Genomic DNA, 22,355 nt, shown 5'->3' with positions numbered 1-22,355 from the left:
GTGCTCAACGAAGCGGTAGCGCACGCTCGCCGTGGCGGGCACCGCGCGGGCAATGACGGGGCGAGGGTCGATGCCGCGGGCCCGGTCGGCGGCCAGGCGGCCGGCCTTTCCGCCCAGCAGGCGCTGCACCGTGGCGGGCGGCAGTGCCGCGAGCAGGCCCACGCAGTGGACGCCGTAGTCCCGCAGCACCGTGGCCTGCCGTGGGCCAATGCCGTGCAGGGCGTCGACGGGCAGCGGGCCCAGCCAGCTCGCGACCTCCTCGGGGGTGATCGCGAGGACCCCGCCGGGTCGGGGGATCTGGCCGGAGGCGGTGGCGGCGACCGTGATGGTGGGGCCGATGCCTACGCGGACGTCGACGCCCAGGCGGGAGATCGTTCTGATCCGCAGCACCTCCCCCAGCCTTACGGCGTCGACGCCGTAGTAAGGCAGGGCGCCGCGCAGGTCCACCAGGGCCGCGGTCGGCGGCAGCGCCTGCACCACCGGCGACAGCCCGGCCTGCTCTTCCAGGACCTGCCGGTAGGTCTCTTCCGGCAGCCGGTCCGGGCAGCGCACGTGCATCACCACGCCCTGCGCGCCGCCTGCCGTCGACTGCGTGCTCATCGTGCTCACCTCCCCCACCACGTTATCGAACATAGAATCGAACACGCGAGGGGACGAGGCGTGATCATGAGCATAGAATCAAAAATGTGTTCGATGACCTGCCGCCCGACCTGGACCGACTGCACACCCTGCGGGTGTGGCACGCCCTATGGCTGCACCGCATCGACGCGAAAATCGCCCGGCTCGAGCGCCGCAAGGCCGAAGAGGAACACGGGCGGAAGAACCGGCCGCAGCCGGCCGAGTGGGTCGTCGAGGTCGGCATCGGCACCGGCAAGCCGCCCGTCCAGGTCCACGCCGGCCACTGCCACATGATCGGCTCCCGCCGCCGCCCCATCAGCCGCGACGAAGCCCGCCGCCTCCTCGCCGACGGACTGCGGGCCTGCACCCACTGCCAGCCCGACCCCAGCTCCACATCATCGACTTAGCGGGGCGCGGCTCGAACGGCCGTGCCAAGACTCTGGTTACTCTGACGTGTGGACGGCTCATGCGCGCCGCCTGGAACGGGAACCACCATGACCACTCCCCCGCCGATCACCGAACCGGACCCGTCCGCGCTGATCTGTCCCGGCGACAAGATCGGCCCCTGCGCCGCCTGCCAGCGCAAGACACACAAGTACGGCAGCGGCGGCATCCCGCTGTGCCAGTGGTGCATGGAGTCGGCGAAGACCGCCTGGGGGGCGACCGTGCGCTTCGTCAGCACGCGCCCGTAGAAGGGCCGAGCACCGCTGGGCACCCTTCCCCTATCGCGAGCGTACGCCGATCACGGCCGCATGCCCCTCACCGGCCAGCAAGGGCAGCGCCGCCACGATCGCCTCATGCTGGCGGACGACGTCCTTGTCCAGGACACGCCGCCCGCGCAGACGCTGCTGCGCCAGGCACACCTCCAAAGGCACCAGGAGCACCACGACGACCGTCTCCAGGCCGTACGCAGCCGCGACCGCACGGACTTTCCCGCGCCGCTGCGGCTGGCAGTGGGTTCCGTCCACGATGACCGGCCTCCCGGCGGCGCAGTGCCCCTCCAGCTCCGTCCACGCCTTCATGAGCGCGAGGTCGCCGACCGGCTCGATGCCGGTGTCGCCGACGGTCTGCCGCTGGTGGCCGTCGTACGAGACGACCACGGCCCCCGTCGTCCCGGCGAGTTGGGCGGCGAGGGTCGACTTCCCGGCCCCCGAGGCGCCCATCATCAGCACGCACCGGCCGGACACCAGCTCGCGGACGGCCGCGCCGTCGCATAAGGGAAACAGGCTCATGTCCGACAGCCTCGCCCGGCACTGTCGCGCTTATGTCGCACGCCCGTGGCTGATCGCTCTGCTTGGCCAGTTGAGCCGACGCCGGGCCGGGTGTTTTGCGTGCCCATGCTGCCGGAAGATCGTTAAGGCAGGCATGAACTACGCAAAACGCATCATCGCCGCCCTCGCTGTCACCGGGGCCGCTGCCACCGCCCTCGTGCCCACGACCGCTTACGCCGCCCCGCTCCCGAGTGCGGACACTGTCGATTCCGCGGCAGGGCTCTATGGGCCTGTCGGGAACCTCATCGATTCGCTTCCGATCGTTGGCCCCTTGCTCACCAACACCCTTGACCCGGCGCACGCCCTTCTGACGAGTTTGGGGCTTCCTGTGCTCTAGGATCTCGCCGAGTAGGCGGTGGCTGCTCACAACGAGAATCGACCCTCCGGCCACGAGGCGAAGCCGTAGACCGAATTGCCGGTCGGCAGCTTGAGAGAGATCAAGCATCCGGCTCTTTAGGAAGTCTCCGGCTGGCAGTGGCGCGGACCACCACCGGTCCTGGGCCCACGGTCACCCCGGTGGCCGTCATCCCATGGCACCTGAGCCCCGCTACCCCCACCGCTTCCGTTCGGGGAACGGTGCGACCGTTCCCCGAACGTTTACGCAGAGCCCCTATTTCGGACTGACCACCTCCCACCTGCTGGTACAGGGGATCAGAAACAGGCACTCCACCGGCCAACTCAACTACTCACTGGCCAACGGGAGCGCTCGGTGCCACCCGTGTGGGTGATGACGGGCCTGCGGTCCGGCGAGACGCTCAGCAGAAAGTCGAGAACACCCCGCACCGCATAGACCACTTCAGGGCCCGGTTCGCTCAATGCGGCCGGGTCCGCGCGTGGGCGGGGCGGCCGTACCGCAGCGGGCGCGCCGCCCGCACCACCGTCTGCTGACCGTGCGGGAGGGTCAGCAGACGGTGGACGTCGTTCAACGCCGGCCGCTATGAGCGGTCAGGCGCTCCGTGATTGGGGTACGGCGGTCTCCTGGTCGGGGCGACCACGGCCGGTGAAGTCTGGCGGGAGCGGCGTCACGGCATCCGGTTTCCGCCGTGTGGGTTCTATGCGCGGGGTCGCGGTGGAAGGGATGGCGCGTGACCTGGATGCCGCCGGAGCCGATGCTGGCCACGCTGACCCCGTCGCCGCAGCTCAGGGCGGGCTGGGCTGCCGACCTAAGTGGGATGGTTCTCCAGACACTTGCAGTCGTCTCATCCGAGTGACATCGCGGTATCGGCCTCGGGGAACATCGGTACAGCGTTGGCGCTGGCAACGATCATGGTGGGCCTACCCCGGCTAACCCCCTTACAGGCCGGCCCCGGCCGCATTCCGCCTCCAGAACCTGGGTGCAGGCAAACGAGGTACTCCCTTGCGAGGCGGAGACTGTGTTGGCGGCCGGATGAGGTAGGGCTGTAACCGCTGGGTGATCCGTCCAGCACTGTTAAACGCACAGGAGCTGCTGTGGCACTGAAAGCCGTGACCGATGCTTCATTCGCCGAGGACGTACTCGGAAGCAGCAAGCCCGTCCTTGTCGACTTCTGGGCCGACTGGTGCGCGCCTTGCCGCCAGGTAGCGCCACACCTGGAGGCGATCGCCGCCGAGTTCAGCGACAGAATCGAGGTCGTCAAGCTCGACATTGATAAAAATCCGAACACCGCCAGGGCATACCAGGTCATGTCGGTTCCCACTCTGACCGTCTTCAAGGACGGTGAACCCGTCAAGAGCATCGTTGGTTCCAAACCAAAGGACGCGCTGGAACGGGATCTTCACGACATTCTTTACGCTTGATTGCTGGTTTTGGCGATGCTGGTACAGCCGTTCACCCTGAGAACAATCATGGCCCGGTCGCGGCGAAGGTGACACGGCTTTCCGTTCGGCGCGGGCAGGGTTACACCCTGTGTACAACCCTCGTCCCGGCCGTGCACTGTCAGCTCCTCGCCCGCTGTCAGCCGCTCGACGGCTGCCAATGCGTCTCGGCTGTTCCACCCCATCGTGTTGACAGCCTGCTGACCAGCGGGGCACGACCGTCAGTGCAGACCTCGCCAATGACTTGGCGGTAAGAGAGGCGCCGCCGGTGTCTCATGAGACACCTCGCAGTCTGGAGAAGGACGGATTCCGGGCTGTCGTGTCCGTCGACCAGGGCGAGGTGGTGCTGCGGTCGCGGCGCGGCACGCAGATGGCTGCCGCGTCCCCCGAAGTGGTCGCCGGGGCCGGGCAGCTTCCCGATGCGACCGCGTTCGACGGCGTTATGTGACCTGTACGGGCGTCTCAGACCCAAGGTGTCTCAGGCGGCGCACCCTCTGTAGACAAGGCGCGTTCGCCGCCGATGGTTCGGGGAGCCGAAGCAGGAAGTAGGCCGTGCTGCCGTCGGCGCGGCACAGATGACCTGCGCGAAGGAAACGAATTCAGCGGGCCGCTGGTGCGGTCGTGGCTCAGTCGAGGGTGACGAACCTGGGCAGCCCTTCGAGTTCGAGTCCCCAGAAAGCGTTCCCGCGCGGTTTCCTGCACCCAGTGGCGGTGGCGAGTGCGCAGACGTCAGCCGGCGGTTCCGGCTCGTCGTCTACTCGTGGCCTTTCCCGTACTGCACCCCACGTTTCCTGCTCCCTTCTCGAATCACCGGACGCGACCCTTGCCATCGACCGACGAGACCCGTATGGTCGTACAAACGTAAGACATACGTTCGTAATTCAAAATCAAGGGAGCTCGTGATGGCGACAACTCGGCCGGTGGCACTCGTGACAGGCGCGTCCACCGGAATCGGAAAGGCGGCCGCCCTCGCGCTCGCCGCAGCGGGCTTCGAGACGGTGGGAACGAGCCGGAAGACGTCGTCAGCCGACCGTCGTGACGGCGTGACGTTCCTCGCCCTCGACGTAGGCAGCGACGACTCGGTCGCTGCCGCGGTCAAGCAGGTGATCGACCGGTTCGGGCGGATCGACGTCCTGGTCAACAACGCGGGCATCGGCTCCTCGGGCGCCGACGAGGAAAACTCTCTCGCCCAGGCCCAGCGCCTCTTCAACATCAACGTCTTCGGTGTGATGCGCATGACCAAGGCCGTCCTCCCGCACATGCGCGCCCAGGGAAGCGGGCGCATCATCAACATCTCGTCCGTCCTCGGGTTCCTCCCCGCGCCCTACATGGCCAACTACTCGGCGTCCAAGCACGCGCTCGAGGGGTACACCGAGTCCCTGGACCACGAGATCCGCGAACACGGCGTCCGGGCCCTGATCGTCCAGCCGGGCGGTACCAAATCCGCGTTCGAGGCGAACACCGTCGCACCGGACATGCCCATGCAGATCTATGCGGAGCAGCGGCGTATCGCCGACCAGGTGGCGTTGTCGGTCAACGAGGACGGCGACGACCCCGCCACCGTCGCGAAGACGATCGTCGCGGCCGCCACCGACTCCAAGCCGCAGGTGCGCTACACCGCCGGCCGCAGCGCCCGGCTCCTCAGCGCGGCGCACCGCATCCTTCCCACCGGGGTCTTCGACGGACAGATCCGCAAGAGCAACAAGCTCCCCGGCTGAGACCTGAGACGGGGAACCGCTCCGATATCGGTGGAGGCTTCGGACTGCCCGAGGTGGGTGGAGCCGAGTAGCCGTGGACGCCGCCGGGGACGGCACGGTCGGGCGCTGAGTGGCTTCGTGCACATGGCGGCGGACGAGCGGCGACGCGCTGTGTCCGATGCTCGCGGTGAACTTTGACCAGGACCACCCCGACCTGTTCGTCGCACGCGAGCGGCTGATGGAACTGGTCGGGCAAATGATGCAGCGCGCCCGAGAGGCCGGGCAGTTGCGCCCCGATGTGGAGTCCGGCGATCTGAAGGTCGCCGTCAGCCAGTTCACCGGGCCGCTGCCAGGCACCGCGAGGGCATGGACCGCTTCGTGCACCGTCATCTGCAGATGTTCCTGGACGGTCTGCGGCCGCGCCCGCTCCGTAGTGCCCGGATAGGCCGTGACCGTGGAAGACATGCGCCGAGGGTGACTGATCGGGTCGGTCAGATCGATGTCGTAACCAGTCACCACCTCGTACAACGCTTTCAGCCGTCGACGATGACGAGCCGTCCCTGACCGTGTCTCGCTGTCTCGCTCTTCGTCTCCAGCTTTGTCGCTGGGAACTTCTCTCATCGTTTTTCACCACGAAGTCCCGAAGTGGGTATCCCCATGTCTGAAACAGCTCAGGCCACCGCCAAGGCGGCAGCCGACTCCCATTCCAACCGCTGGAAAGCGCTCAGCTTCATCGCGCTCGCCCAGTTGATGGTCGTGCTGGACGCCACCATCGTGAACATCGCATTGCCGTCCGCACAGCAGGACCTGGGCATCTCCGACGGCAACCGCCAGTGGGTCATCACCGCCTACGCTCTCGCCTTCGGCGGTCTGCTGCTCTTCGGCGGCCGGCTCGCGGACCTCTGGGGCCGCAAGCGCACCTTCGTCGCCGGTCTCATCGGCTTCGCTGTCGCCTCCGCGCTCGGCGGCGCGGCCACCAACGAGGCCATGATGCTCGGCGCCCGTGCCCTCCAGGGCGCGTTCGGCGCACTGCTCGCGCCCGCCGCTCTCTCCCTGCTCGCGGTGACGTTCACGGAGCCCAAGGAGCGCGCCAAGGCGTTCGGCATCTACGGTGCGATCGCCGGTGGCGGCGGCGCCGTGGGCTTCATCCTCGGCGGCCTGCTCACCGAGTACCTCGACTGGCGCTGGACGTTCTTCGTGAACATCCCGTTCGCGGTCATCGCGGCCGCGGGTGCGTACTTGGTCATCCGTGAGCCGTCCGGCAGCCGCAACCGCTCGCCGCTCGACATCCCGGGCGTCGTTCTGTCCATCCTCGGTCTGGTCACGCTCGTCTACGCCTTCACCCGCGCCGAGTCCGCCGGTTGGGGCGACTCCACTACCGTCGGCCTGTTCGTCGCCGCGGCGGTGCTGCTCGCCGCGTTCGTCTTCACCGAGTCCAAGGTCAAGGCCCCGCTGCTGCCGTTGCGCGTCATCACCGAGCGCAACCGCGGAGGCGTCTACCTCTCCCTCGGCCTGGCGATCATCGCGTTGTTCGGCCTGTTCCTCTTCCTGACCTACTACCTGCAGCTCGTGCTGGGCTACTCGCCGGTCAAGACCGGCCTCGCCTTCCTGCCGTTGATCGGCGGCCTGATGGTGGGCTCCACGCAGATCGGCACCCGCCTGTTGACCCGGGTTCCCCCGCGCCTGCTGATGGCTCCGGGCTTCCTGGTCGCCGGGACCGGCATGCTTTTCCTCACCCAGCTGGAGATCGGCACCTCGTACGCCCGCGTCATCCTGCCGGGGCTGGTGCTCCTCGGCCTCGGCATGGGTACGGCGTTCATGCCCGCCCTCTCCCTGTCCACGCACGGTGTCGAGCCGCGTGACTCCGGTGTCGCCTCCGCAATGGTCAACACCTCGCAGCAGGTCGGCGGCGCGATCGGCACCGCCCTGCTGAACACGATCGCCGCCTCGGCGACGACCGCGTACATCCAGGACCACATCGGCGGTGCCGGTTCCCAGGCCCAGCAGCAGCTGGTCCAGCTGGAGGGCCAGGTGCACGGTTACACCAACGCGATCTGGTTCGCCGTCGGCATCCTCGTGCTCGCCGCGACGATCGCCTACACCTTCATCAACACCGGCAGGCCGGAAGTCGGTCCGGCCTCCGGCGAGGGTGCCGAGGACGAGGCGAAGATTCCCGTGATCGCCCACTGACGGCCCGTACACCGGGGGCGCCCGGCACTTCGGGTACTGCGATCACTTCGGGCACTTCCCGTACTTCGTGTACGGCGAGGGGTGGGATGCCTCGCCGTACACGATGCCGGTGCTGACCCGGCTCAGACCTTTCTCGGATCGCCGGGCGTGACCACTTGCCATCGACCGACGACCCCCGTATGGTCGTATGAACGTAAGACATACGAGCGTAAGACATACGTACGTACGTCAAAATTGAGGGAGCTCGTGATGGCGGCAACTCGGCAGGTAGTGCTCGTGACAGGTGCGTCATCGGGGGTCGGTAAGGAGACCGCCCTCGCCTTCGCCGCGGCGGGCTTCGAGGTGATCGGAACCGCTCGCAACACCGCGCGGGTCACCGCGCCTGCCGGGGTGACCTACCTCGACCTCGACGTGACCAGCGACGAATCGGTCGCCTCCGTGGTCAAGCAGGTGATCGACCGGTTCGGGCGTATCGACGTCCTGGTCAACAATGCCGGCGTCGGCGCCAACGGCGCCGCCGAGGAGTTCTCCGTCGCCCGGACGCAGGAGGTCTTCGACGTCAACGTCTACGGCATCATGCGGATGACCAAGGCGGTTCTGCCGCACATGCGCACCCAGCGGCGCGGACGCGTCATCAACGTCTCCTCCCTCAGCGGGTTCGTCCCCAGCCCGTTCATGTCCATCTACACCTCGACCAAGCACGCGGTCGAGGGCTACTCCGGGTCGCTGGACCACGAGGTCCGCGAGCACGGCGTGCGGATCCTGCTCGTCGAGCCCGGCCCGATCAACACCCCGTTCGGGGACCACAGCGTGCAGGGCGACACCCCGTTGGCGCTCTACGCGTCGGGACGGCGCACCTTCGACGAGGTGCTGGCGAAGAACACCAGCGGCGGCGACGATCCCGCCACCGTGGCCAAGGTCATCGTTGCGGCGGCCACCGACAATAAGCCGAAACTGCGGCGCACCGCCGGCACGACGGCCGCAGGCATCAGCGTGTTCCACCGCGTCCTTCCGGCCCGGATCTTCGACCGCATCGTCCGCAGGTTCAACCGGATGCCGAACTGAGGCCCACCTTTCGCGTGCCCGAACCCGCCCGAACACGACGGCGCGTCTTCGGCGAGATGATCGCGGATGCGGTGGAGAAGGGCAACGCCCCCGCCGCCGTCGCCCAGGTGATCGTCACGCGGCCACCGGCGAGAGGCCGAAGCCGCGCTGCACCGCCGGCCCCGCGTCACCGCAGGGCGCCGACTCGTCCCCGCGGGAGCGTTCGGCAAGCAGATCCGCAAGAACAATCGCCCGCCCGCCTGATATCCCGGCCCGGCCTCAAAAGCGTGGCCTTTCCCCCGAGTGCCTCTGATGCAGACGCCGTCACCGGCAGCTCCGATCTTCCCGAATGTCCACTGATCAGTAACTCGTTGATTTACCGAGGAGAGCCATGCAACAGCGGCACACGGCCCGGCGCAGCGCATCGAGCGCACAGCGTTTCCTGAAGAAGAACGTCGGCATCGCGCTGGCGGTCACCGCGACGGCAGCCGTCCTGGTCTCGGCGCCGTCCGCGTCCGCAGGGACGGGACACGGCTATCGCGGCTCCGTGGTGAGCGACGTACGGACGGCGGCGACGTTCGACTTCGCGGCCGGCGAGATCCCCGAGAACATCACGGCCAACCCCGACGGCTCGGTGACCCTGTCCATGCTCGGCAGCTGCGCGGTGTGCCAGCGCACCCACGGTCCGGAGCTGATGCGCATCTCCGCCTCCGGGGAGCGCACGGTGCTCGTCACCGGGCAGGTGGGCGAGGCGATCAGCGGCAACGCCCGCGGCAGTGACGGCACCGTCTACTACGCGTTGTGGGCCCCGGGCAACGCGGACCGCAACGGCGTGTACAAGCTGCGTGCGGACGGCACCCCGCAGCGCGTCGCCGCGCTGCCCGCCGACTCGGGCCCCAACGGGCTCGCCGTCGACGCGGCCGGACGCACCCTCTACATCGCCGACAGCCTCAAGGGCACCATCTGGTCCGTTCCGGTCTCGGGCGGACCGGTGACGCCGTGGCTGACCGATCCTGCTCTCGCGCCGGTGCCGACCGAGGCCCTGCCGATCGGCGCCAACGGGCTCAGGTTCCACAACGGCGCCCTGTGGATCAGCAACTTCAACAAGGGAACCCTGCTGCGGATCACCGTCACCACCACCGGCACGGCCGGCCCCATCCGCCAGGTCGCGGGCGGCCTGCCCAACATCGACGACCTCAGCTTCGTCACCCCCCGCTCCGACATCGTCTTCGCGGCGCAGAACGGCTCCTCCTCGAACAACGGCCCGGACAGGGTCGTGGTCATCTACCCCAACGGCACCTACAAGGCGGTCCTGACCGGCGCGGACGGCCTTGCCTCGCCCTCCGCCACCGCGGTGCGCGGCGACCGGCTCTACATCACCGACGGCGGGGTCCCCGAGCCCCACAACCCGAAACTGCAGACCGCCAAGATCAACTTCCCCTCTCTCCTTGCAGGCGCGGCCCACTGACCCGACCAGGACGGCAGCCGGGGCACAGCCCCGACTGCCAGGAGGAACACATAGTGCGGTACACGAAAGAACACAAGCAGGAGACACGGCAGCGGATCATCGCGACGGCCGGCCGCCGGCTCAAGCAGGACGGCATCGACGGCTCCGGCGTCGCCACGCTCATGAAGGACGCGGGCCTGACCCACGGCACCTTCTACGCCTACTTCTCCTCCAAGGACCACCTCGTCGCCACCGCCGTCGCCGACCAGATGCGCGCCCAGCACGAGACCATCGTCGCGCAGGCGGCACCCGGCCGCGCCGGACTCGAACAGATCATCCGCTGGTACTTCTCCCCCGAACAGCGCGACAGCATCGAGGACGGCTGCCCCAACGCCGCCCTGCTCGACGAGATCGCACGCTCCACGGATCCCACCAAGCAGGCCTACACCGACGGCGTGCTGACCCTCATCGACGGCTTCGCCGCCCGCCTGGCACCGCACGACCCGCCCTCGGCACGCCTGAAGTCACTCAGCCTCCTCGGCATGCTGGCCGGCACCCTGCAACTCTCCCGCGCCCTGACCAACCGGCAACTCGCCGACCAACTCCTCGAACAGGGCATCCGCAACGCCCTCGCACTCCTGGACGCAGAGCAGCACAACTAAGACGCCATCCGCGTACCGATCAGAAGCTGGTCCGGTCGAACAAGGTCGGCGGCTCCCTCGACAACCGCATCCGCGTCGCTCCCGGCGCCGGCCACCCGCCGGGTGGCCAGACGATCCCACACCCCCTTCGACGAGGCATTCAACGCGTCACCGGGAGGGAGGCCACGGTGCCTTCCTGGCGGAGAGATTCGTGCAAGGTGGCGTTCTCCGCTTCGAGTTCGGCGTTCCGCAGGCTGAGCGTCTGGATGTGGTTGGCGTAGGCGGCGATGGTGGCGCGTGCCTCCCGCTGCTCGGCAGCGTGTTGGGAGCGCAGCGCGCGGTCCGCCTTCTTGAGACGGGCGATGTCCGCCGTGAGGGTGTCGATCTGCGGTCGAGGCGCGTCCGGTGTCCGGAGCAGTCCGGTGATGATCTTCGCCAGGGGTGAACGGTAGTAGGTGGCGCGCGAGATACCCGCTTCCGTGCACAGCGTGGAGACGTTCAGGGCGCCGCGGGTGTGTTCGGGGTTGCCGGTCACGATCCGTTCGAAGGCGTGCACGAGAGCCTGGTCGGGGCCCGGCCGTACGGGAATGCCACTGTTTTCAAGGGCGTGCCGCAGCCGCAGTGCGGCGGGGTCATTCATGCGTCGGGGCTTCCGGAGGAGGTGAGTTCTGCGATGGCGTGGTCGAGGTCGGCGATGTGGGTGGTCAGCGCGGCGGTCTGGAGGCGGGACAGCCCCGCCGGGGCGTCGAGCGGGCGCTGGGCCTGGGCGCGGGCGGTGGTCAGACGGGGCAGGTGGACGCTGGAGCGGCGGCCATTGGGACAGGTCAGGCACATGGTCAGCAGCGGCAGGGGCCGGCCCGTGTGCTGGCCCCGCTTCGCGCACAGAGCGGTGGAGGGCTGGTAGAAGCATTCAGGACGCCTGGGTGAAGGGTCTCGAAGAACTGGCCCGCATGCGCCCTGCCGATCGCGACGCCGAGCGACAGCCGGCCCGGCCCTGTTCCCGCTGCGGAGTCGACCTCCTGCTTCACATGCACGGCCCACTCGGGACCGGTGTGTGGATGGAGCTCTGTGCAGCCTGCGACGCCCACCGTCCCGCAGCCCGAGCCTTCATCCAACTGGCACCGCGACGCCGACCGTGCCCCTAAGGCCCTCCCCCAACTGTTCGAGGACTGGGAGACCGAGACCATGCGCGCCCACGGCTGGGCTCGTGCCAAGGAACCCGAGGCTCCCTTCAGTCCACCTGCCCCGCCCGGCCTCATACCGCGCGGCCGAGGCTGAGCGTGGCGCCAGAGGAGTCCAGCCTCACGGCCGTCAGCATGGCGGCGTCGGCGTGAGCCGTGCCATCGTTGCCGTACGCCAGCGGGCCCCGGCCGCAGCCGCAGCCATGGCCCTCACCGCACCGTTCCAGCTCCACCTGTCCGATGGGCGCGTTCTGCACGGGGCGGAGCCGGTGCCATATGCGAACGTCCATGGTTCAGGCTTCCTTGTCTCTAGGGTGAGTGAATGAGCTTCACAGCGCTTCACCGTGCACTCGGAGTCGCTCCGGGACCATGGACAGAGGATCTTCTCGATGCCGCGGTAGCCGCGGGCGTGACGGAATCGGATGATCTTGACTGGAAGACCGACCTGCCCCCAGTAAAGGGTCTGTCATAGACGGACTTTCCCAAAGACGTTGCAGCGATGGCTAACAGCGGCGGTGGCTTGATCATTTACGGCGTCCGGGAGTCCCAGAAGGCAGCGGCTGGGAGGATGGATTCCGGCGAGCTCACCGAGGTCTACGAGCGCTCGTTGCGAAGCGCCGCCATCACGGCCATCTCCCCGCCGGTCTTCGGACTGAACATCCATCGCCTTGACACCACGGGAAACCGCGCTGTCGTGGTAGAGATCCCCGCAAGCGTTGATGGACCCCACCTGATCTACAGAGGCGACTACTTCGGCGCACCCGTACGCAACGACGCGGACACGGTCTGGATGAAAGAGCGACAGATCGAGGCGATGTATCGCGCCCGGTTCGAGGAACGCCGCCATGCCACAGAGGCCCTGGACGCACTCTTCACCGACGTGTCCACCGGCCGGGACACGCACAACAGAGCCTGGCTCATGGGCGTCGCTCACCCGCGCGTCCCCCACCTGACAGAGCGACTGAGCCGCGACGGCGCGCGGGCGGTACTCAACCGGACTCAAGACCTTGCGCTGACGTACGCGAGCAGGCGAGGGATCCACCCGCTGGAGAACGTAGACCTGCGTAATCCACGCCCAGGGCTGCGCCGCTGGGTCTGCGTGAACACCGCGACAAGTGAGCGGTCACGGTGGAAGGAGGCGTGGCTCGCGATCCACCACGACGGTTCGGTCTCTCTTGCCGCAGCAGTCGGCGGTCATCCAACACGGGAGGTGGGTGAGGGACACTTCGGCGGGCACCAGATCGAGTCCTACGCCATCGAGTGCGCGGTAGCCGACCTGATGGCACTGCTCCGGGCCACGGCGGAGGCAACCGGGAACGACGAGTACGACCTGCGCGTCGGGATCGAATGGGCCGGCAGCGAGCCCCTCACCATCCTGACAAAAGACCAGATGGGCTTCACCTACGCCGACACGTCGACCCCCCTGCACAAATTCACGCCCGTCGCAACGACCGTCAACGCCGGAGAACCTGATCTCGACTACTTCTGGCACGTTCACGACCTGGCTCAGGACTGCGTGAATCAGGGCGGAGTCTCCTACGTGCATCTGATCCGCCCCCCGGAGCGCGAGAACTGACTCCCGCTTCCTCGTCGTCCGCGTGTACTGCGGTGTGCCCGGGCGTGAGCACGCCGGTAGCACCAGGTGAACCTGGTTGGTCTGGGGCAGCAGAACAACGGAGGCCTGTTCCTCTTGTCCGGGGCAGCCAGCGTTAGGCGGAGGCGTCCCACGGGCGTCCGACCCACACTTGGTGGCAAGGCGCCACTTTCAGGCCCTCACGCAGGCGGCCTCGTAGAACGCCGACGCGTGTTCGGCCCTCCAGGACCTCAAGACCCCCGTCCGGCGGTGCCAGGAGACGCCGGTCGATCAGGAGCGGCGGTCGGATCCAAGTGCCGTGGTCTTCCCAGTGGCAGCCGATGTGTTCGGGACGAACGCTGACCCAGTGCACCGGGTGCTCGGCAATGTGGTCGATGAGACCGACCTCGGACGCTCCGGTGGGCATGTCGCGGAAGTCTTCACGCGAGATCATCTCTAGGTGCCACACGATGCTCGCGAGATCGATGTGCCCGTAGTCCTCCTCGAAGGGCGGGTGGCTACCACCGTGTTCGTAGAGGAACTACTCGAGGACGCAGTCCGGCCAGCGAAGCTGTGACAGCGCAGGGTCGGCACGAAATTCGTGAAAGGTGAAGGCGGGTCCCCGCTTGATGTGGCGGGCGAACATCGGTCTGAGGTCGGCCAGCTTCATGTCGACCGGTGTACCGCAGAATCCTCCCCGTGTTCCCTCTGGTCTCCTCTCGGGCCGATTGGCAACAGCTGAACAGCGCCTCTCAAAGGTCGCTGGCGACTGGACGTAGCGCGCGGGCATGAGCTTCCGCTGGTTCCCGGCCGGCTTCCGCGAAGGCCTCCAACTGCCGTACGTAGGCATGCTGCTGCTCGGCGCTGACGGACTTGAGGACGCCTGCGAGGATCTCCTGCGACAGGTCGCGGTCGAAGCCCGTGTAGCCGGTCAGGGACACGAAGATCCGCTCGGCTGCCGCGAGGACGTGCTGCACCTGCTTCTCCCCCACCTGGTCGACCGGGGTGGGCAGGGAGGTCGGTTCCGACTCGGATGTGACCGGCCGTGTTTCCACGGCGGCGGCCGCCGTTCGTGCCTGCTGGACGGTGCGGTCGGCGATGTGGGCGAGTCGCTCGGAGATCGTCTCTCGACGGCGCGAAGCCAGCCCTCCTGGACCTGGTCGCTGGCGTCGGCGAGGGCCTGCGTGTCCAGCGCGATGACTTCGCCCTGAGCGCCTTCCACGGCGCCGGCGCGGATGGCCGCGATGAGGGTGTGTACCTCACCAGGGCTTGCGCCCGCGGCGCCGAGCAGCTCCGTCACCCGCTGCTCGGCGTTCGCGGCCGTCTCTGCGTGTACGGCGATCAGCGGTAAGGGCTGCCGTGATGGATGGTGGCTCATGATGTGGATTCCTCTGCTGTGGCGTGTAGTTCGGCCGCTGGTGCGGGCTGTGGCTGTTACCGGAGTTCGACGGAGTAGGAGCCGCCGGTGAACTGCCAGCCGTCGGTGCCCTCGCCGATGTCCTCGACGATGACGTCGTCGATGAAGTGGTCCTCGAACTCGTCGTCGGTGAGTTCACCGGCGAGCCAGAGCTCCTCGATCGCGTCCCAGTGGCCGCGGGTGCCGTCGATGCGCAGGGGTGCGGCGTCGCGGTGCCGCGGTCGCGTTCGTCGTCGCCGGTCGTGACGACGCCGCTGATCTCGTACTGGCCCCGTTTGATGTGCCGGGGGATGGGGTCGGCGGGGACGAGGGCGACGTTCTCGTACGCGGTGTGGATGAGGTCGCGGTAGTTGCGGCGGATGTTGTACTCGGCGTCGGACAGACCGGCGTCCGCGAGGGCCTGCTGCCCGCGGTGGGTCGCGGTGAGCTGGGAGAGCTGGGCGTGCCAGTGCTTGGCGTTGTAGGAGGACAGCCGGTGGCGGGCGGTGACCTGGGAGCGCAGCAGGTCGTTGAGGGCGGCGCCCAGGGAGGTGCCGCGTCCGGTGGGGCCTGCCATCAGTCGTCACCTTCGAGGATGGTCTCGCCGGTCTTCACGAACTTGGCCTTGACTTCGCCGAAGCCGGTCCCGATCCGGTAGGTGGACGGCGGGGTGCCGGGCGGGGTCCAGAAGATGGCCTGGTCGACGTCGCGCAGCGCGATGAGGGTGTGGCCTTCCTGGACGGCCTTGAAGGCGACGGTCCAGCGCCGGACGGAGGCCTCGGCGACCATGCTCATGCGCCAGTCCGGCCGCCAGAACGGGGAGCGCTGGGTGGGACGCTTGGGCCACAGCAGGCGCAGCGCGATGGACAGGCGGGTCTTGTAGGCCTTGTAGGGGTCGCCGCCCATCTGGACGAGCTCGGTGCGGGCCTTGCGGGTGGCTTCGTAGAACGGCTTGAACAGCGACTCGTTGGCTTTCCCGGTCCAGGAGTCATGGATGGTCGGCATCCTGTCGAGGTGGTTGTCCCGCACGAGCTTCACCAGCTGCTTGATGCGGGGGGGTGGTGACCCACGCCCGGCCGTCCTCGTCGGGCCGGTCTGCGATCCGCCCCAGGGGGTGTGGCATGTCGGTGCGCGTCCAGGCGGGGATGCCGATGAGGTAGATCCCGGCCCCGGCCTTGTCGTAGGCGTCGAGCGGGCCGGTGTGCAGGAGCTTGTTCGCGGCGATGGGGACGGCCGAACAGGCAGAGGGGAAGCTGCCGTTGCGGTCGATCAGGCACAGCACGCCCTCGCCGAAGGAGTCGGGCACGTCGAGCGACAGGGACCGTCCGCGGCAAACTCCGCGCCCCGGTGATCGCGGGGCCGCTGGCGCAGCGCTGTCTCGTAGGCGGCATCCGCCTCCGCTCCGATCCCGCAGGGCGTGGGTGGTTGTTCGGTCAGGTGGAATTGCATTCTTGAAGGGCGAGCGTCGTCCGGACTGTTCCGCCCTTGGCCGGTTGGAAATGGAAGACGTAGCAGCGGTAAGCCATTGAGGGTGAGGTACCGAGGAAGCTGGTGTCCTCATACGTCGCAGAGAACTCGACGACGGTGGTCAGGGACTGGGCTGACTGCCCGTATGAGATGAGTCTGCTGTGGTTCCGTTGGGCGATGGCACGTGTCCGGTCCTCGCTCGGGTAGCCGTTGCGCGCCTCGTTCTGCACATCGTCCTCGTACGACTGCGCATGCCTCGTTATCTGTTCCAGCGCCTCGTTCTCATGGCGTTCGTTGGCGTCATTCTGGCGGTGGGAGATGATCATGAGCGTTCCCGCGGCGAGCAGCACGAGGAGGATGGGCACCATGAGTGCCAGCATGCAGCCGGGGGCCGGTGCCCCGCCGCGGTCGGACCGCGACGGAGCACCGGTGGAGGAAAGAGACGGGTTCACTCGTCCTCTTGTCTGATCGCTGCGGGGCCTAGCGTCATGAACGCTTGCGCGTAGGCGGTGGTACCTGTCTTGTTGGGGTGGTAGCTCTCCCGGCTGAGGCAGCTGTCTCCCCAGAACCACCAGCACAGTTGGGTCGCGTCGTCGTCATGGTGGAAGTCGCCGTCGCCGTTCGGTCCGGCCACTACCCCGTTGATGCCTTCCGGCGTGTCGCAGATCCGCTTGCCCTCGAACGCCGTCTGCGGGGACCGGTAGCGCACTCCCGCCGAGGTCTTGGAGAGGGCAAGGTTCCTCTGCTTGTCCTCGAAGTACTGGGCCATGTTGTTCAGGATGACACGCTGAGATGCGCTCACCAGCGTCGAACAGGCCGCAGTGCGGCTGAACAGCAAGGGGTATCCCATCAAGGAGATCGTTGCGTTCGGTGCCGCGTTGTGGATTTCGTCCAGCAGCGCCCCGGTTTGCGTTACGGCTGCGTCGATGTCGGCCTGCATTGACGCTTCGGAAGGACATCCCTCCATTACACAGGCCTGGATCTTCTTGTCGAACCGAGCATCGTTTCCGCCAATGGTCAGCATCACCAGGGTCGTGTCCGAGCTGAGCACTCCGGAGTCGGTCTGGAACTTCTCGTGGAAGTTTCCGTCGAAGCCCCACGTCTCCTTGCCTGTGCCGTCGACGGGTGTGCCCGTCCCCGCCTGCCAGGTCTTAGCTCCGGAACAGGCGACAAACTGGAAGTCGAGGTTCGCGTTGAATCCGTCCGCGAGGGTCCCGACGGTCTGTGTCTGATTGGGGAGAGTGACCTTGCGTGGCCATGCGTTCGGGCTGCGCCGACAGGCGTTCCAGCTGGTCTTACCGTGGTCGCGGTCACTGACGTGGTAGTAGTCGCCCGAGCCTTCGCCGGACGTGTAGGAGTCGCCCATCGCGACGACCATGTCCTGCGGCTTGCCCGGGAGTTTTTGGAAGGCGATCGAGGTGTAGGCGACGTCCTCGTCGGCCGTTCCGTCGTCCGTGGTGTTCGTGAGCTCTACCTGGGGTGTTCCCGTGAAGCGGTAGACACCGAGCTCAGCCCAGGTGTTCGCGCCATAGTGGGTGTTGAGATAGCGCTCCCGGTCACCACCGGCCACGCCGTGGATGGTGTAGTGGGCCTGCTGGGTGTGGGCACCGGTGTCGGGCAGCTGCACAAAGACCCGGGCCCAGCTGTTCAGGTTCTGGCCCAGGGTCCAGGTTCCCTTGACGGTCATCGCCCCGTTGCCACCGCCGAGGTGGGCGGCGTTGCGGGTGTGGGCGTACCAGAAGTGGCCGCCGTATCCGCCGCCGATCTGGTACAAGTCGCCCTTCGCCTCGTACTGGCCGAGTCCGGAGCCGACCGAGCCGTCGGAGTTGAAGGTGAACTGGAAGCTGCCGGCGTCGGTGCCGGTCGTACCGCACCAGCTGTAGGTATTCGTGTTGTCGGGTACGGAGTTCACGATCAGTGCGCCCGAGGGCAGCTTGTTGGCGGAGTCGCCGGCGCAGATCGGGGTGCCGTACTGGAGCCGGGTGCCGCGGCCTGGTTCTGCCGCCAGGGTCTGGTACTTGATGTTCTCGAAGCCGCAACTGGTGGCGCAGTCGCTCTTCCAGGTCGTGTTGGTTTCGTGCCACCAGTACTTCGTGTAGCAGGCGGCGTTGGGGCAGTCCGGCGGGCTGGCGGCATTGCAGTTGTTCTTGGTGTTGCAGAACGTGTCGCGTGACGGCGTGGCGTGCGCCCGGTTGTACTTCGCGCTGCCCGGCATGGTGTAGGCGTCTGCCGTGCCGTTCCAGTAGGCGGGGCGAAAGCCGGCAGAGGAGAAACCGGACTCGCCCGGCCAGTCCTGCCGACCGGAGGTCGCATAGGAGTAGCCGGTGTCCATGGACCAGGCGGCCCAGCCCAGCACCTTCTCCTCGTACGGCCAGTCCTGCGGGTGCGCCGCGTCCTTGGCGGCGTACGGATCGATGTCGGTGTTCATGAAGGCCGAACGCGACTGGGGATACACGGGGTTGGCTGGATTGTTGTACCAGCCCAGGCCCCAGTTGCCATTCGTTGACTCGGCGCTGCGGGGGTTGAAGCCGAGGTTGTAGTTCCACAGCGCGGCGAACCAGTTCTCGGGTTTCGCTGAGTCGTCGTTGTTGACGGTGATCTTCTGCGCCGCCTCGTGGAGCTCATTCCACTTGTCCGCGAGGATGTACAGGGAGGCGGCGACGTTCACCGAGTAGTCCAGGGCGACCGCGCGCTGGGTGGCCGCGGGCAGTGCGGTCTCGCCCGTCTTCTCGTGTCCCGCCATCCGCATACCGTCGGTGACCTGTCCCACGCCGTAGCCGCAGTCGGAGTTCGCCCAGTTGATCTTCCAGTACTCGGCAGAGGTGTCGCCCTTATGCCCGTAGAAGCCGGCGTAGGCGGCCAGGGGGCTTCCCATCTGGCCGGGAACGGCGCCCGGTTCGGCTTGCCACAGGTTCGACTCCTGTGCCATCACGCCGAGCAGTACGTTGGCGGGGATGCGGCCGCCGCCCGTCAGGGACGGGCGGGGGAAGAGGCCCTGCGGGTCGATGGTGCCGATCCCGATCTGGTCACGCCAGCCTCCCTGTGCGATCCATCTCGAGCGCAGTTCGCCGCGGATGGCCATGTCGACAGCCCACTCGACCTGGTTCGGGGTGGGTTGCAGCGCCTGGGATTTCACGTCGTTGCGGGGCACCGAGCACCAGCGGTCGGTGTCGACCGGGTCGTTTGCTCGGCTGTCGGCCGCGGTGAGGGCGGCGGGTGCGGCAATGCCGGTGAGGGCGGGAGACACGGAGGTGTCGCCGCTGTTCGCCGTAGTCTGCCCCACCGATTGCGTGATCTTCGCACCCGTGGTGGTGGCGGTCGACGTGACGGTGGTCGGTTCATCGCTGCTGGCGGTGTCCGGCGCACCGGTGACCGGGCTCTCCGGTCCCGCGGTGCTCTTGTCGAAGTCCTTGCCCGCGTCCTTGACGCGGGTAAGGCCGCGGCGCACGCCGGGGGTGAGTACAGGGTCGACGGCGAGCCGCCCCAAGGTGGAGATCTCAGTGTCGGCGGGGGCGTCCAGGAGCGTGACGCCTGAATCCTTCAGCTGGGTACGAGCGGGCTCGCCGGTAAGGAACACCCGTCCTTCGGTGCCCTGGCGCAGGTCCACGTCACCGAGCTTGCCCGAAGCAATCATGGAAGGCGTGCCGTGCCCTTGCCACAGTTTGGCGCGGGCGGTGGAGTCGCCCTGACGGTCGAGGAAAGCGACGTGCCCGTCGCGGGTGAGCCGGATGTTGAACGGCGGGCTGTCGGCGGTGGCGAGCGTCGTCAGCCGACCGCCGGCGTCGAGGCGGACTAGATCGCGTCCGCGCGCGCCGATCGCCGCGCCGTCCTGCACTGGTATCGCGCTGGTTATCTCTCCCGCGGTTTCTAGCGAACCGAGCGTCTTTCCGGCTGTGTTGACCGTGACCACCCGGCTCTTCGTTTTCGCCGGGTCGTTCATGTCACGGAAGGCGGTGAAGGCGGCCGTGTGCGTGACCGTGTTGCAGGACGGGTCGAAGTAGGCTAACGACGCAGTGAACGGCAGCTTCACCACGCGGCCGGTGATGGTGTTGACGACGGCTGCAAAGGCGCCGCCCTGCATGAGGTCGGGCTTGTTGGTGAAGGTGCGGGGCGCGTACACGACAGCGACATGACCGGCGTCCATGACGCACTGGTTGCCGATCCAGGTGTCCGCCGACATCGTCGGCTCCGCCAGGGAGGCCACCGTCTTCCACACGTACGCCTTCGACGAGTCGGCAACGAGGATCTTCAGACCGTCGGTGTCGGCCGCACTGGTCACCGCCCGGTCCTCGGATGCCTTCCAGCCGGTGCCAAGCTTCTTGCCCGGATCATCGACCGGGGCGGGCGGCACGGTTTGGGCGGATGGTTCTGGTGATGGTTTTGGTGTCGCCTCGGCAGCGAAAGCCGGCGCGGCGGCTGGGATGAGGCCGACCACCGTCAGTGCGGCGGCCGTCAGCGCGAGAGACGGATGTGCTCTACGTCTCGATCTCAAGGATTCCCCTAGGTCCGGAAGAGAATGTGACTGGGCAGACTCCGCGACCATGCCGGTAGGTCGACACCGGCTCAGCGGCGGAGAGCTTGTGCGGGCGGGATTGGGGCGGCTCGCCAGGCCGGATATAGGCCGGCGAGATGACCGGTGAGCAACCCAATGGCGGGGCGATCGTGACCGAGGATGGGCGGGGACGGGGTTGCACTGACGGGTGACGGCCGTGACGAGGACGGTCAGGGTGCCCAAGGTGGTGCCGTCGAGTCCGTCCAGCGTGCCCAGGGACGCGGACTAGGTGAGGAGCTGCGCAGTGATGTGCCAGCCCCGGGTCGCGATTGCCTTGCGCTGCCCGATGCCGACGGTTGGTTCCAATACTGCGACCGGGGTGGTGTTGGCGATGCCAACGGCTTCGGTGATCGGGCAGGGTACGACACGTACTGATGCCCGACGTGGAAGACGACTGAGCGTCGTCAGACCAGATGTCCTTCACCCAGGGCGAGTTCACTCGGTACGGTCGCGGATCGCCGTGTACAGATGGGGCGGCCCGCCCCTTCTTGTAAGCCCGGGTAGAAGGTTCTCGGCTTCATCGGCAGATGTCGGGTGTCTCAGTGCCGCCTCCGGCTGGGACAGTGGCGAAGACGGCTTCGTGAAGGTCTTGCAGCCCGTGGTGGCAGATCGAGGTCGGGCTTCCGGCGAGCGTGTACCACTCGGCGGCGTCGGTGTACCGCCTGCAGGGAAATCCTGCAGACGACTGCAGGAGAGCGCGGCAGCTTTCCGACCCCCTGTGTTCCCCCGAGACACAATCCCCCCGTTTGAGTGCCGCGCACGAGGCTGCCTGCCTGCAGCCTGTGAGCTCTATGCGTGTAACGGGCCAGGGCTTCCTGCCCGCCGCTCGGGTCACAGTAGTTGCAGCCGTTACGGAGCAGGCACCCCTTAAAACGTCCCCGACCAGAATCGGGTGCACACGGCAGCGTTAAGCGGAATCCGCACCTCGCCTAACGCGGTAAGCACTTGCAGGCCTGCGGTGAAAAAGTGGAGGGACCTCGTCAGGGAGCATCCTGATCAGGTTGTCTGGATCCCGGCACGCGGATCTTGTTGAGGGCCGACCGCAGATGTCCACCGCCCACCGCACCTCGTAGGCCGCCTCGCACGCCGCCACGCTCAGGCCAGGATGTCGTCCTTACAGTTGACGAGATTCCTGGAGAGAACCTTTCTCTCCGCTGGCTTTGACTCCGACCGCCCAGCGATGGGCCTTGTCGGCGTCGATGCCGACCCAGATCTGCTCGTGACGTTCCGTCACCGTCGTTGCTCCGTTCCTCAGGCACCAGCACCTTTGAGGTCCGGGAACACCCCGCCGCCAAGTTCTTAACCAGCGGGAGGTCGATTGCGTCAGGATAGGAGACCAACGAGACTTCTGCGCCTATTGGGTTGAGACGTGGAACACCTCTCTCAACGGCAGAGGAGCCTCGTGCCTTACGGGAGGCCGACCCGTCACCCGACCGGTGACCACTCTGAAAACGCCCAGTGACGGAAAGCACGATGCCCGTATG

Annotated in this window: 20 protein-coding genes and 3 pseudogenes; 12 read left to right on the top strand and 11 right to left on the bottom strand. The window is 67.3% G+C overall.

Going from position 1 to position 22,355, the window contains the following annotated elements:
* Positions 1-600, bottom strand: a pseudogene (locus tag ABZ098_RS44040) (hypothetical protein); the annotation flags it as partial.
* Between the two features lie 86 nt (positions 601-686).
* Here ABZ098_RS44040 and ABZ098_RS44035 point away from each other — a divergent pair.
* Positions 687-1,025: a DUF6233 domain-containing protein gene (locus ABZ098_RS44035; protein WP_356600560.1), complete on the top strand. Its 339-nt coding sequence runs from the start codon at positions 687-689 to the stop codon at positions 1,023-1,025.
* An 87-nt stretch (positions 1,026-1,112) separates the two neighbouring features.
* Positions 1,113-1,310, top strand: a complete 198-nt coding sequence (locus ABZ098_RS44030; protein WP_356600558.1) for a hypothetical protein — start codon at positions 1,113-1,115, stop codon at positions 1,308-1,310.
* 30 nt (positions 1,311-1,340) lie between these two features.
* Here the strand turns inward: ABZ098_RS44030 and ABZ098_RS44025 are convergent, their stop codons facing one another.
* Positions 1,341-1,850, bottom strand: a complete 510-nt coding sequence (locus ABZ098_RS44025; protein WP_356600556.1) for an AAA family ATPase — start codon at positions 1,848-1,850, stop codon at positions 1,341-1,343.
* 1,488 nt (positions 1,851-3,338) lie between these two features.
* Between ABZ098_RS44025 and trxA the strand changes: the two genes are divergently transcribed.
* From trxA to ABZ098_RS43985, 8 genes and pseudogenes are all read left to right on the top strand, one after another.
* Positions 3,339-3,665, top strand: coding sequence for a thioredoxin (gene trxA / locus ABZ098_RS44020; RefSeq protein WP_356600554.1), 327 nt, complete (start codon positions 3,339-3,341; stop codon positions 3,663-3,665).
* A gap of 337 nt (positions 3,666-4,002) precedes the next feature.
* The gene (locus ABZ098_RS44015) at positions 4,003-4,131 is read left to right on the top strand and encodes a hypothetical protein (RefSeq protein ID WP_356600552.1); all 129 of its coding nucleotides are present in this window, start codon (positions 4,003-4,005) and stop codon (positions 4,129-4,131) included.
* Positions 4,132-4,585: 454 nt separating this feature from the next.
* Entirely contained in the window at positions 4,586-5,401 is an 816-nt protein-coding gene (locus ABZ098_RS44010; RefSeq protein ID WP_356600550.1) for an oxidoreductase, read from the top strand.
* Between the two features lie 102 nt (positions 5,402-5,503).
* Positions 5,504-5,825 (top strand): annotated as a pseudogene (locus ABZ098_RS44005) (TetR/AcrR family transcriptional regulator); the annotation flags it as partial.
* Positions 5,826-6,037: 212 nt separating this feature from the next.
* The gene (locus ABZ098_RS44000; protein WP_356600548.1) at positions 6,038-7,570 is read left to right on the top strand and encodes an MFS transporter; all 1,533 of its coding nucleotides are present in this window, start codon (positions 6,038-6,040) and stop codon (positions 7,568-7,570) included.
* A gap of 249 nt (positions 7,571-7,819) precedes the next feature.
* Complete coding sequence (locus ABZ098_RS43995; RefSeq protein ID WP_356600546.1) at positions 7,820-8,635, top strand: oxidoreductase; 816 nt, start codon at positions 7,820-7,822, stop codon at positions 8,633-8,635.
* 370 nt (positions 8,636-9,005) lie between these two features.
* Positions 9,006-10,082, top strand: coding sequence for a hypothetical protein (locus ABZ098_RS43990; protein WP_356600544.1), 1,077 nt, complete (start codon positions 9,006-9,008; stop codon positions 10,080-10,082).
* Positions 10,083-10,132: 50 nt separating this feature from the next.
* Complete coding sequence (locus ABZ098_RS43985; protein ID WP_356600564.1) at positions 10,133-10,723, top strand: TetR/AcrR family transcriptional regulator; 591 nt, start codon at positions 10,133-10,135, stop codon at positions 10,721-10,723.
* A 139-nt stretch (positions 10,724-10,862) separates the two neighbouring features.
* Here the strand turns inward: ABZ098_RS43985 and ABZ098_RS43980 are convergent, their stop codons facing one another.
* Together ABZ098_RS43980 and ABZ098_RS43975 are read right to left on the bottom strand one after the other, a co-directional pair.
* Positions 10,863-11,342: a hypothetical protein gene (locus ABZ098_RS43980; protein WP_356600542.1), complete on the bottom strand. Its 480-nt coding sequence runs from the start codon at positions 11,340-11,342 to the stop codon at positions 10,863-10,865.
* Positions 11,339-11,536 carry a hypothetical protein gene (locus ABZ098_RS43975; RefSeq protein ID WP_356600540.1) on the bottom strand — a complete coding sequence of 66 codons (198 nt, stop codon included), beginning with the start codon at positions 11,534-11,536 and terminating at the stop codon, positions 11,339-11,341. Before ABZ098_RS43975 ends, ABZ098_RS43980 begins: the two co-directional genes overlap by 4 nt.
* Positions 11,537-11,652: 116 nt before the next feature.
* On the opposite strand from ABZ098_RS43975, the gene ABZ098_RS43970 reads away from it, so the two are divergent.
* Positions 11,653-11,847: a DUF6300 family protein gene (locus tag ABZ098_RS43970; protein ID WP_356600562.1), complete on the top strand. Its 195-nt coding sequence runs from the start codon at positions 11,653-11,655 to the stop codon at positions 11,845-11,847.
* 110 nt (positions 11,848-11,957) lie between these two features.
* Here the strand turns inward: ABZ098_RS43970 and ABZ098_RS43965 are convergent, their stop codons facing one another.
* Complete coding sequence (locus ABZ098_RS43965; protein WP_356600538.1) at positions 11,958-12,173, bottom strand: hypothetical protein; 216 nt, start codon at positions 12,171-12,173, stop codon at positions 11,958-11,960.
* Between the two features lie 200 nt (positions 12,174-12,373).
* Here ABZ098_RS43965 and ABZ098_RS43960 point away from each other — a divergent pair.
* Positions 12,374-13,459, top strand: a pseudogene (locus ABZ098_RS43960) (ATP-binding protein); the annotation flags it as partial.
* Between the two features lie 749 nt (positions 13,460-14,208).
* Here the strand turns inward: ABZ098_RS43960 and ABZ098_RS43955 are convergent.
* The 6 genes from ABZ098_RS43955 to ABZ098_RS43930 form a co-directional block, all read right to left on the bottom strand.
* Entirely contained in the window at positions 14,209-14,511 is a 303-nt protein-coding gene (locus ABZ098_RS43955; protein WP_356600536.1) for a hypothetical protein, read from the bottom strand.
* A 204-nt stretch (positions 14,512-14,715) separates the two neighbouring features.
* Positions 14,716-15,429, bottom strand: coding sequence for a hypothetical protein (locus ABZ098_RS43950; RefSeq protein WP_356600534.1), 714 nt, complete (start codon positions 15,427-15,429; stop codon positions 14,716-14,718).
* The gene (locus ABZ098_RS43945) at positions 15,429-15,890 is read right to left on the bottom strand and encodes a hypothetical protein (protein ID WP_356600532.1); all 462 of its coding nucleotides are present in this window, start codon (positions 15,888-15,890) and stop codon (positions 15,429-15,431) included. Before ABZ098_RS43945 ends, ABZ098_RS43950 begins: the two co-directional genes overlap by 1 nt.
* Positions 15,841-16,158, bottom strand: coding sequence for a hypothetical protein (locus ABZ098_RS43940; RefSeq protein WP_356600530.1), 318 nt, complete (start codon positions 16,156-16,158; stop codon positions 15,841-15,843). The genes ABZ098_RS43945 and ABZ098_RS43940 overlap by 50 nt, the downstream gene beginning before the upstream one ends.
* A gap of 127 nt (positions 16,159-16,285) precedes the next feature.
* Entirely contained in the window at positions 16,286-16,687 is a 402-nt protein-coding gene (locus tag ABZ098_RS43935) for a hypothetical protein (RefSeq protein WP_356600528.1), read from the bottom strand.
* Between the two features lie 80 nt (positions 16,688-16,767).
* The gene (locus tag ABZ098_RS43930; RefSeq protein ID WP_356600526.1) at positions 16,768-20,862 is read right to left on the bottom strand and encodes an SGNH/GDSL hydrolase family protein; all 4,095 of its coding nucleotides are present in this window, start codon (positions 20,860-20,862) and stop codon (positions 16,768-16,770) included.
* Between the last annotated feature and the right edge of the window lie 1,493 nt (positions 20,863-22,355).

Origin of the sequence: Streptomyces sp. NPDC006335 (assembly GCF_040612795.1) — a bacterium.
Lineage (GTDB): Bacteria > Actinomycetota > Actinomycetes > Streptomycetales > Streptomycetaceae > Streptomyces.
This window is presented reverse-complemented; position numbering and strand designations above follow the sequence as displayed.

What these genes read in the sequence shown, in the direction of transcription:
- ABZ098_RS44030 (WP_356600558.1), top strand. Translation starts at nt 1,113, where the DNA reads ATGACCACTCCCCCGCCGATCACCGAACCGGACCCGTCCGCGCTGATC.
- ABZ098_RS44025 (WP_356600556.1), bottom strand. Translation starts at nt 1,850, where the DNA reads ATGAGCCTGTTTCCCTTATGCGACGGCGCGGCCGTCCGCGAGCTGGTG.
- ABZ098_RS44010 (WP_356600550.1), top strand. Translation starts at nt 4,586, where the DNA reads ATGGCGACAACTCGGCCGGTGGCACTCGTGACAGGCGCGTCCACCGGA.
- ABZ098_RS44000 (WP_356600548.1), top strand. Translation starts at nt 6,038, where the DNA reads ATGTCTGAAACAGCTCAGGCCACCGCCAAGGCGGCAGCCGACTCCCAT.
- ABZ098_RS43995 (WP_356600546.1), top strand. Translation starts at nt 7,820, where the DNA reads ATGGCGGCAACTCGGCAGGTAGTGCTCGTGACAGGTGCGTCATCGGGG.
- ABZ098_RS43990 (WP_356600544.1), top strand. Translation starts at nt 9,006, where the DNA reads ATGCAACAGCGGCACACGGCCCGGCGCAGCGCATCGAGCGCACAGCGT.
- ABZ098_RS43980 (WP_356600542.1), bottom strand. Translation starts at nt 11,342, where the DNA reads ATGAATGACCCCGCCGCACTGCGGCTGCGGCACGCCCTTGAAAACAGT.
- ABZ098_RS43975 (WP_356600540.1), bottom strand. Translation starts at nt 11,536, where the DNA reads ATGTGCCTGACCTGTCCCAATGGCCGCCGCTCCAGCGTCCACCTGCCC.
- ABZ098_RS43970 (WP_356600562.1), top strand. Translation starts at nt 11,653, where the DNA reads ATGCGCCCTGCCGATCGCGACGCCGAGCGACAGCCGGCCCGGCCCTGT.
- ABZ098_RS43965 (WP_356600538.1), bottom strand. Translation starts at nt 12,173, where the DNA reads ATGGACGTTCGCATATGGCACCGGCTCCGCCCCGTGCAGAACGCGCCC.
- ABZ098_RS43950 (WP_356600534.1), bottom strand. Translation starts at nt 15,429, where the DNA reads ATGGCAGGCCCCACCGGACGCGGCACCTCCCTGGGCGCCGCCCTCAAC.
- ABZ098_RS43935 (WP_356600528.1), bottom strand. Translation starts at nt 16,687, where the DNA reads ATGGTGCCCATCCTCCTCGTGCTGCTCGCCGCGGGAACGCTCATGATC.
- ABZ098_RS43930 (WP_356600526.1), bottom strand. Translation starts at nt 20,862, where the DNA reads ATGGTCGCGGAGTCTGCCCAGTCACATTCTCTTCCGGACCTAGGGGAA.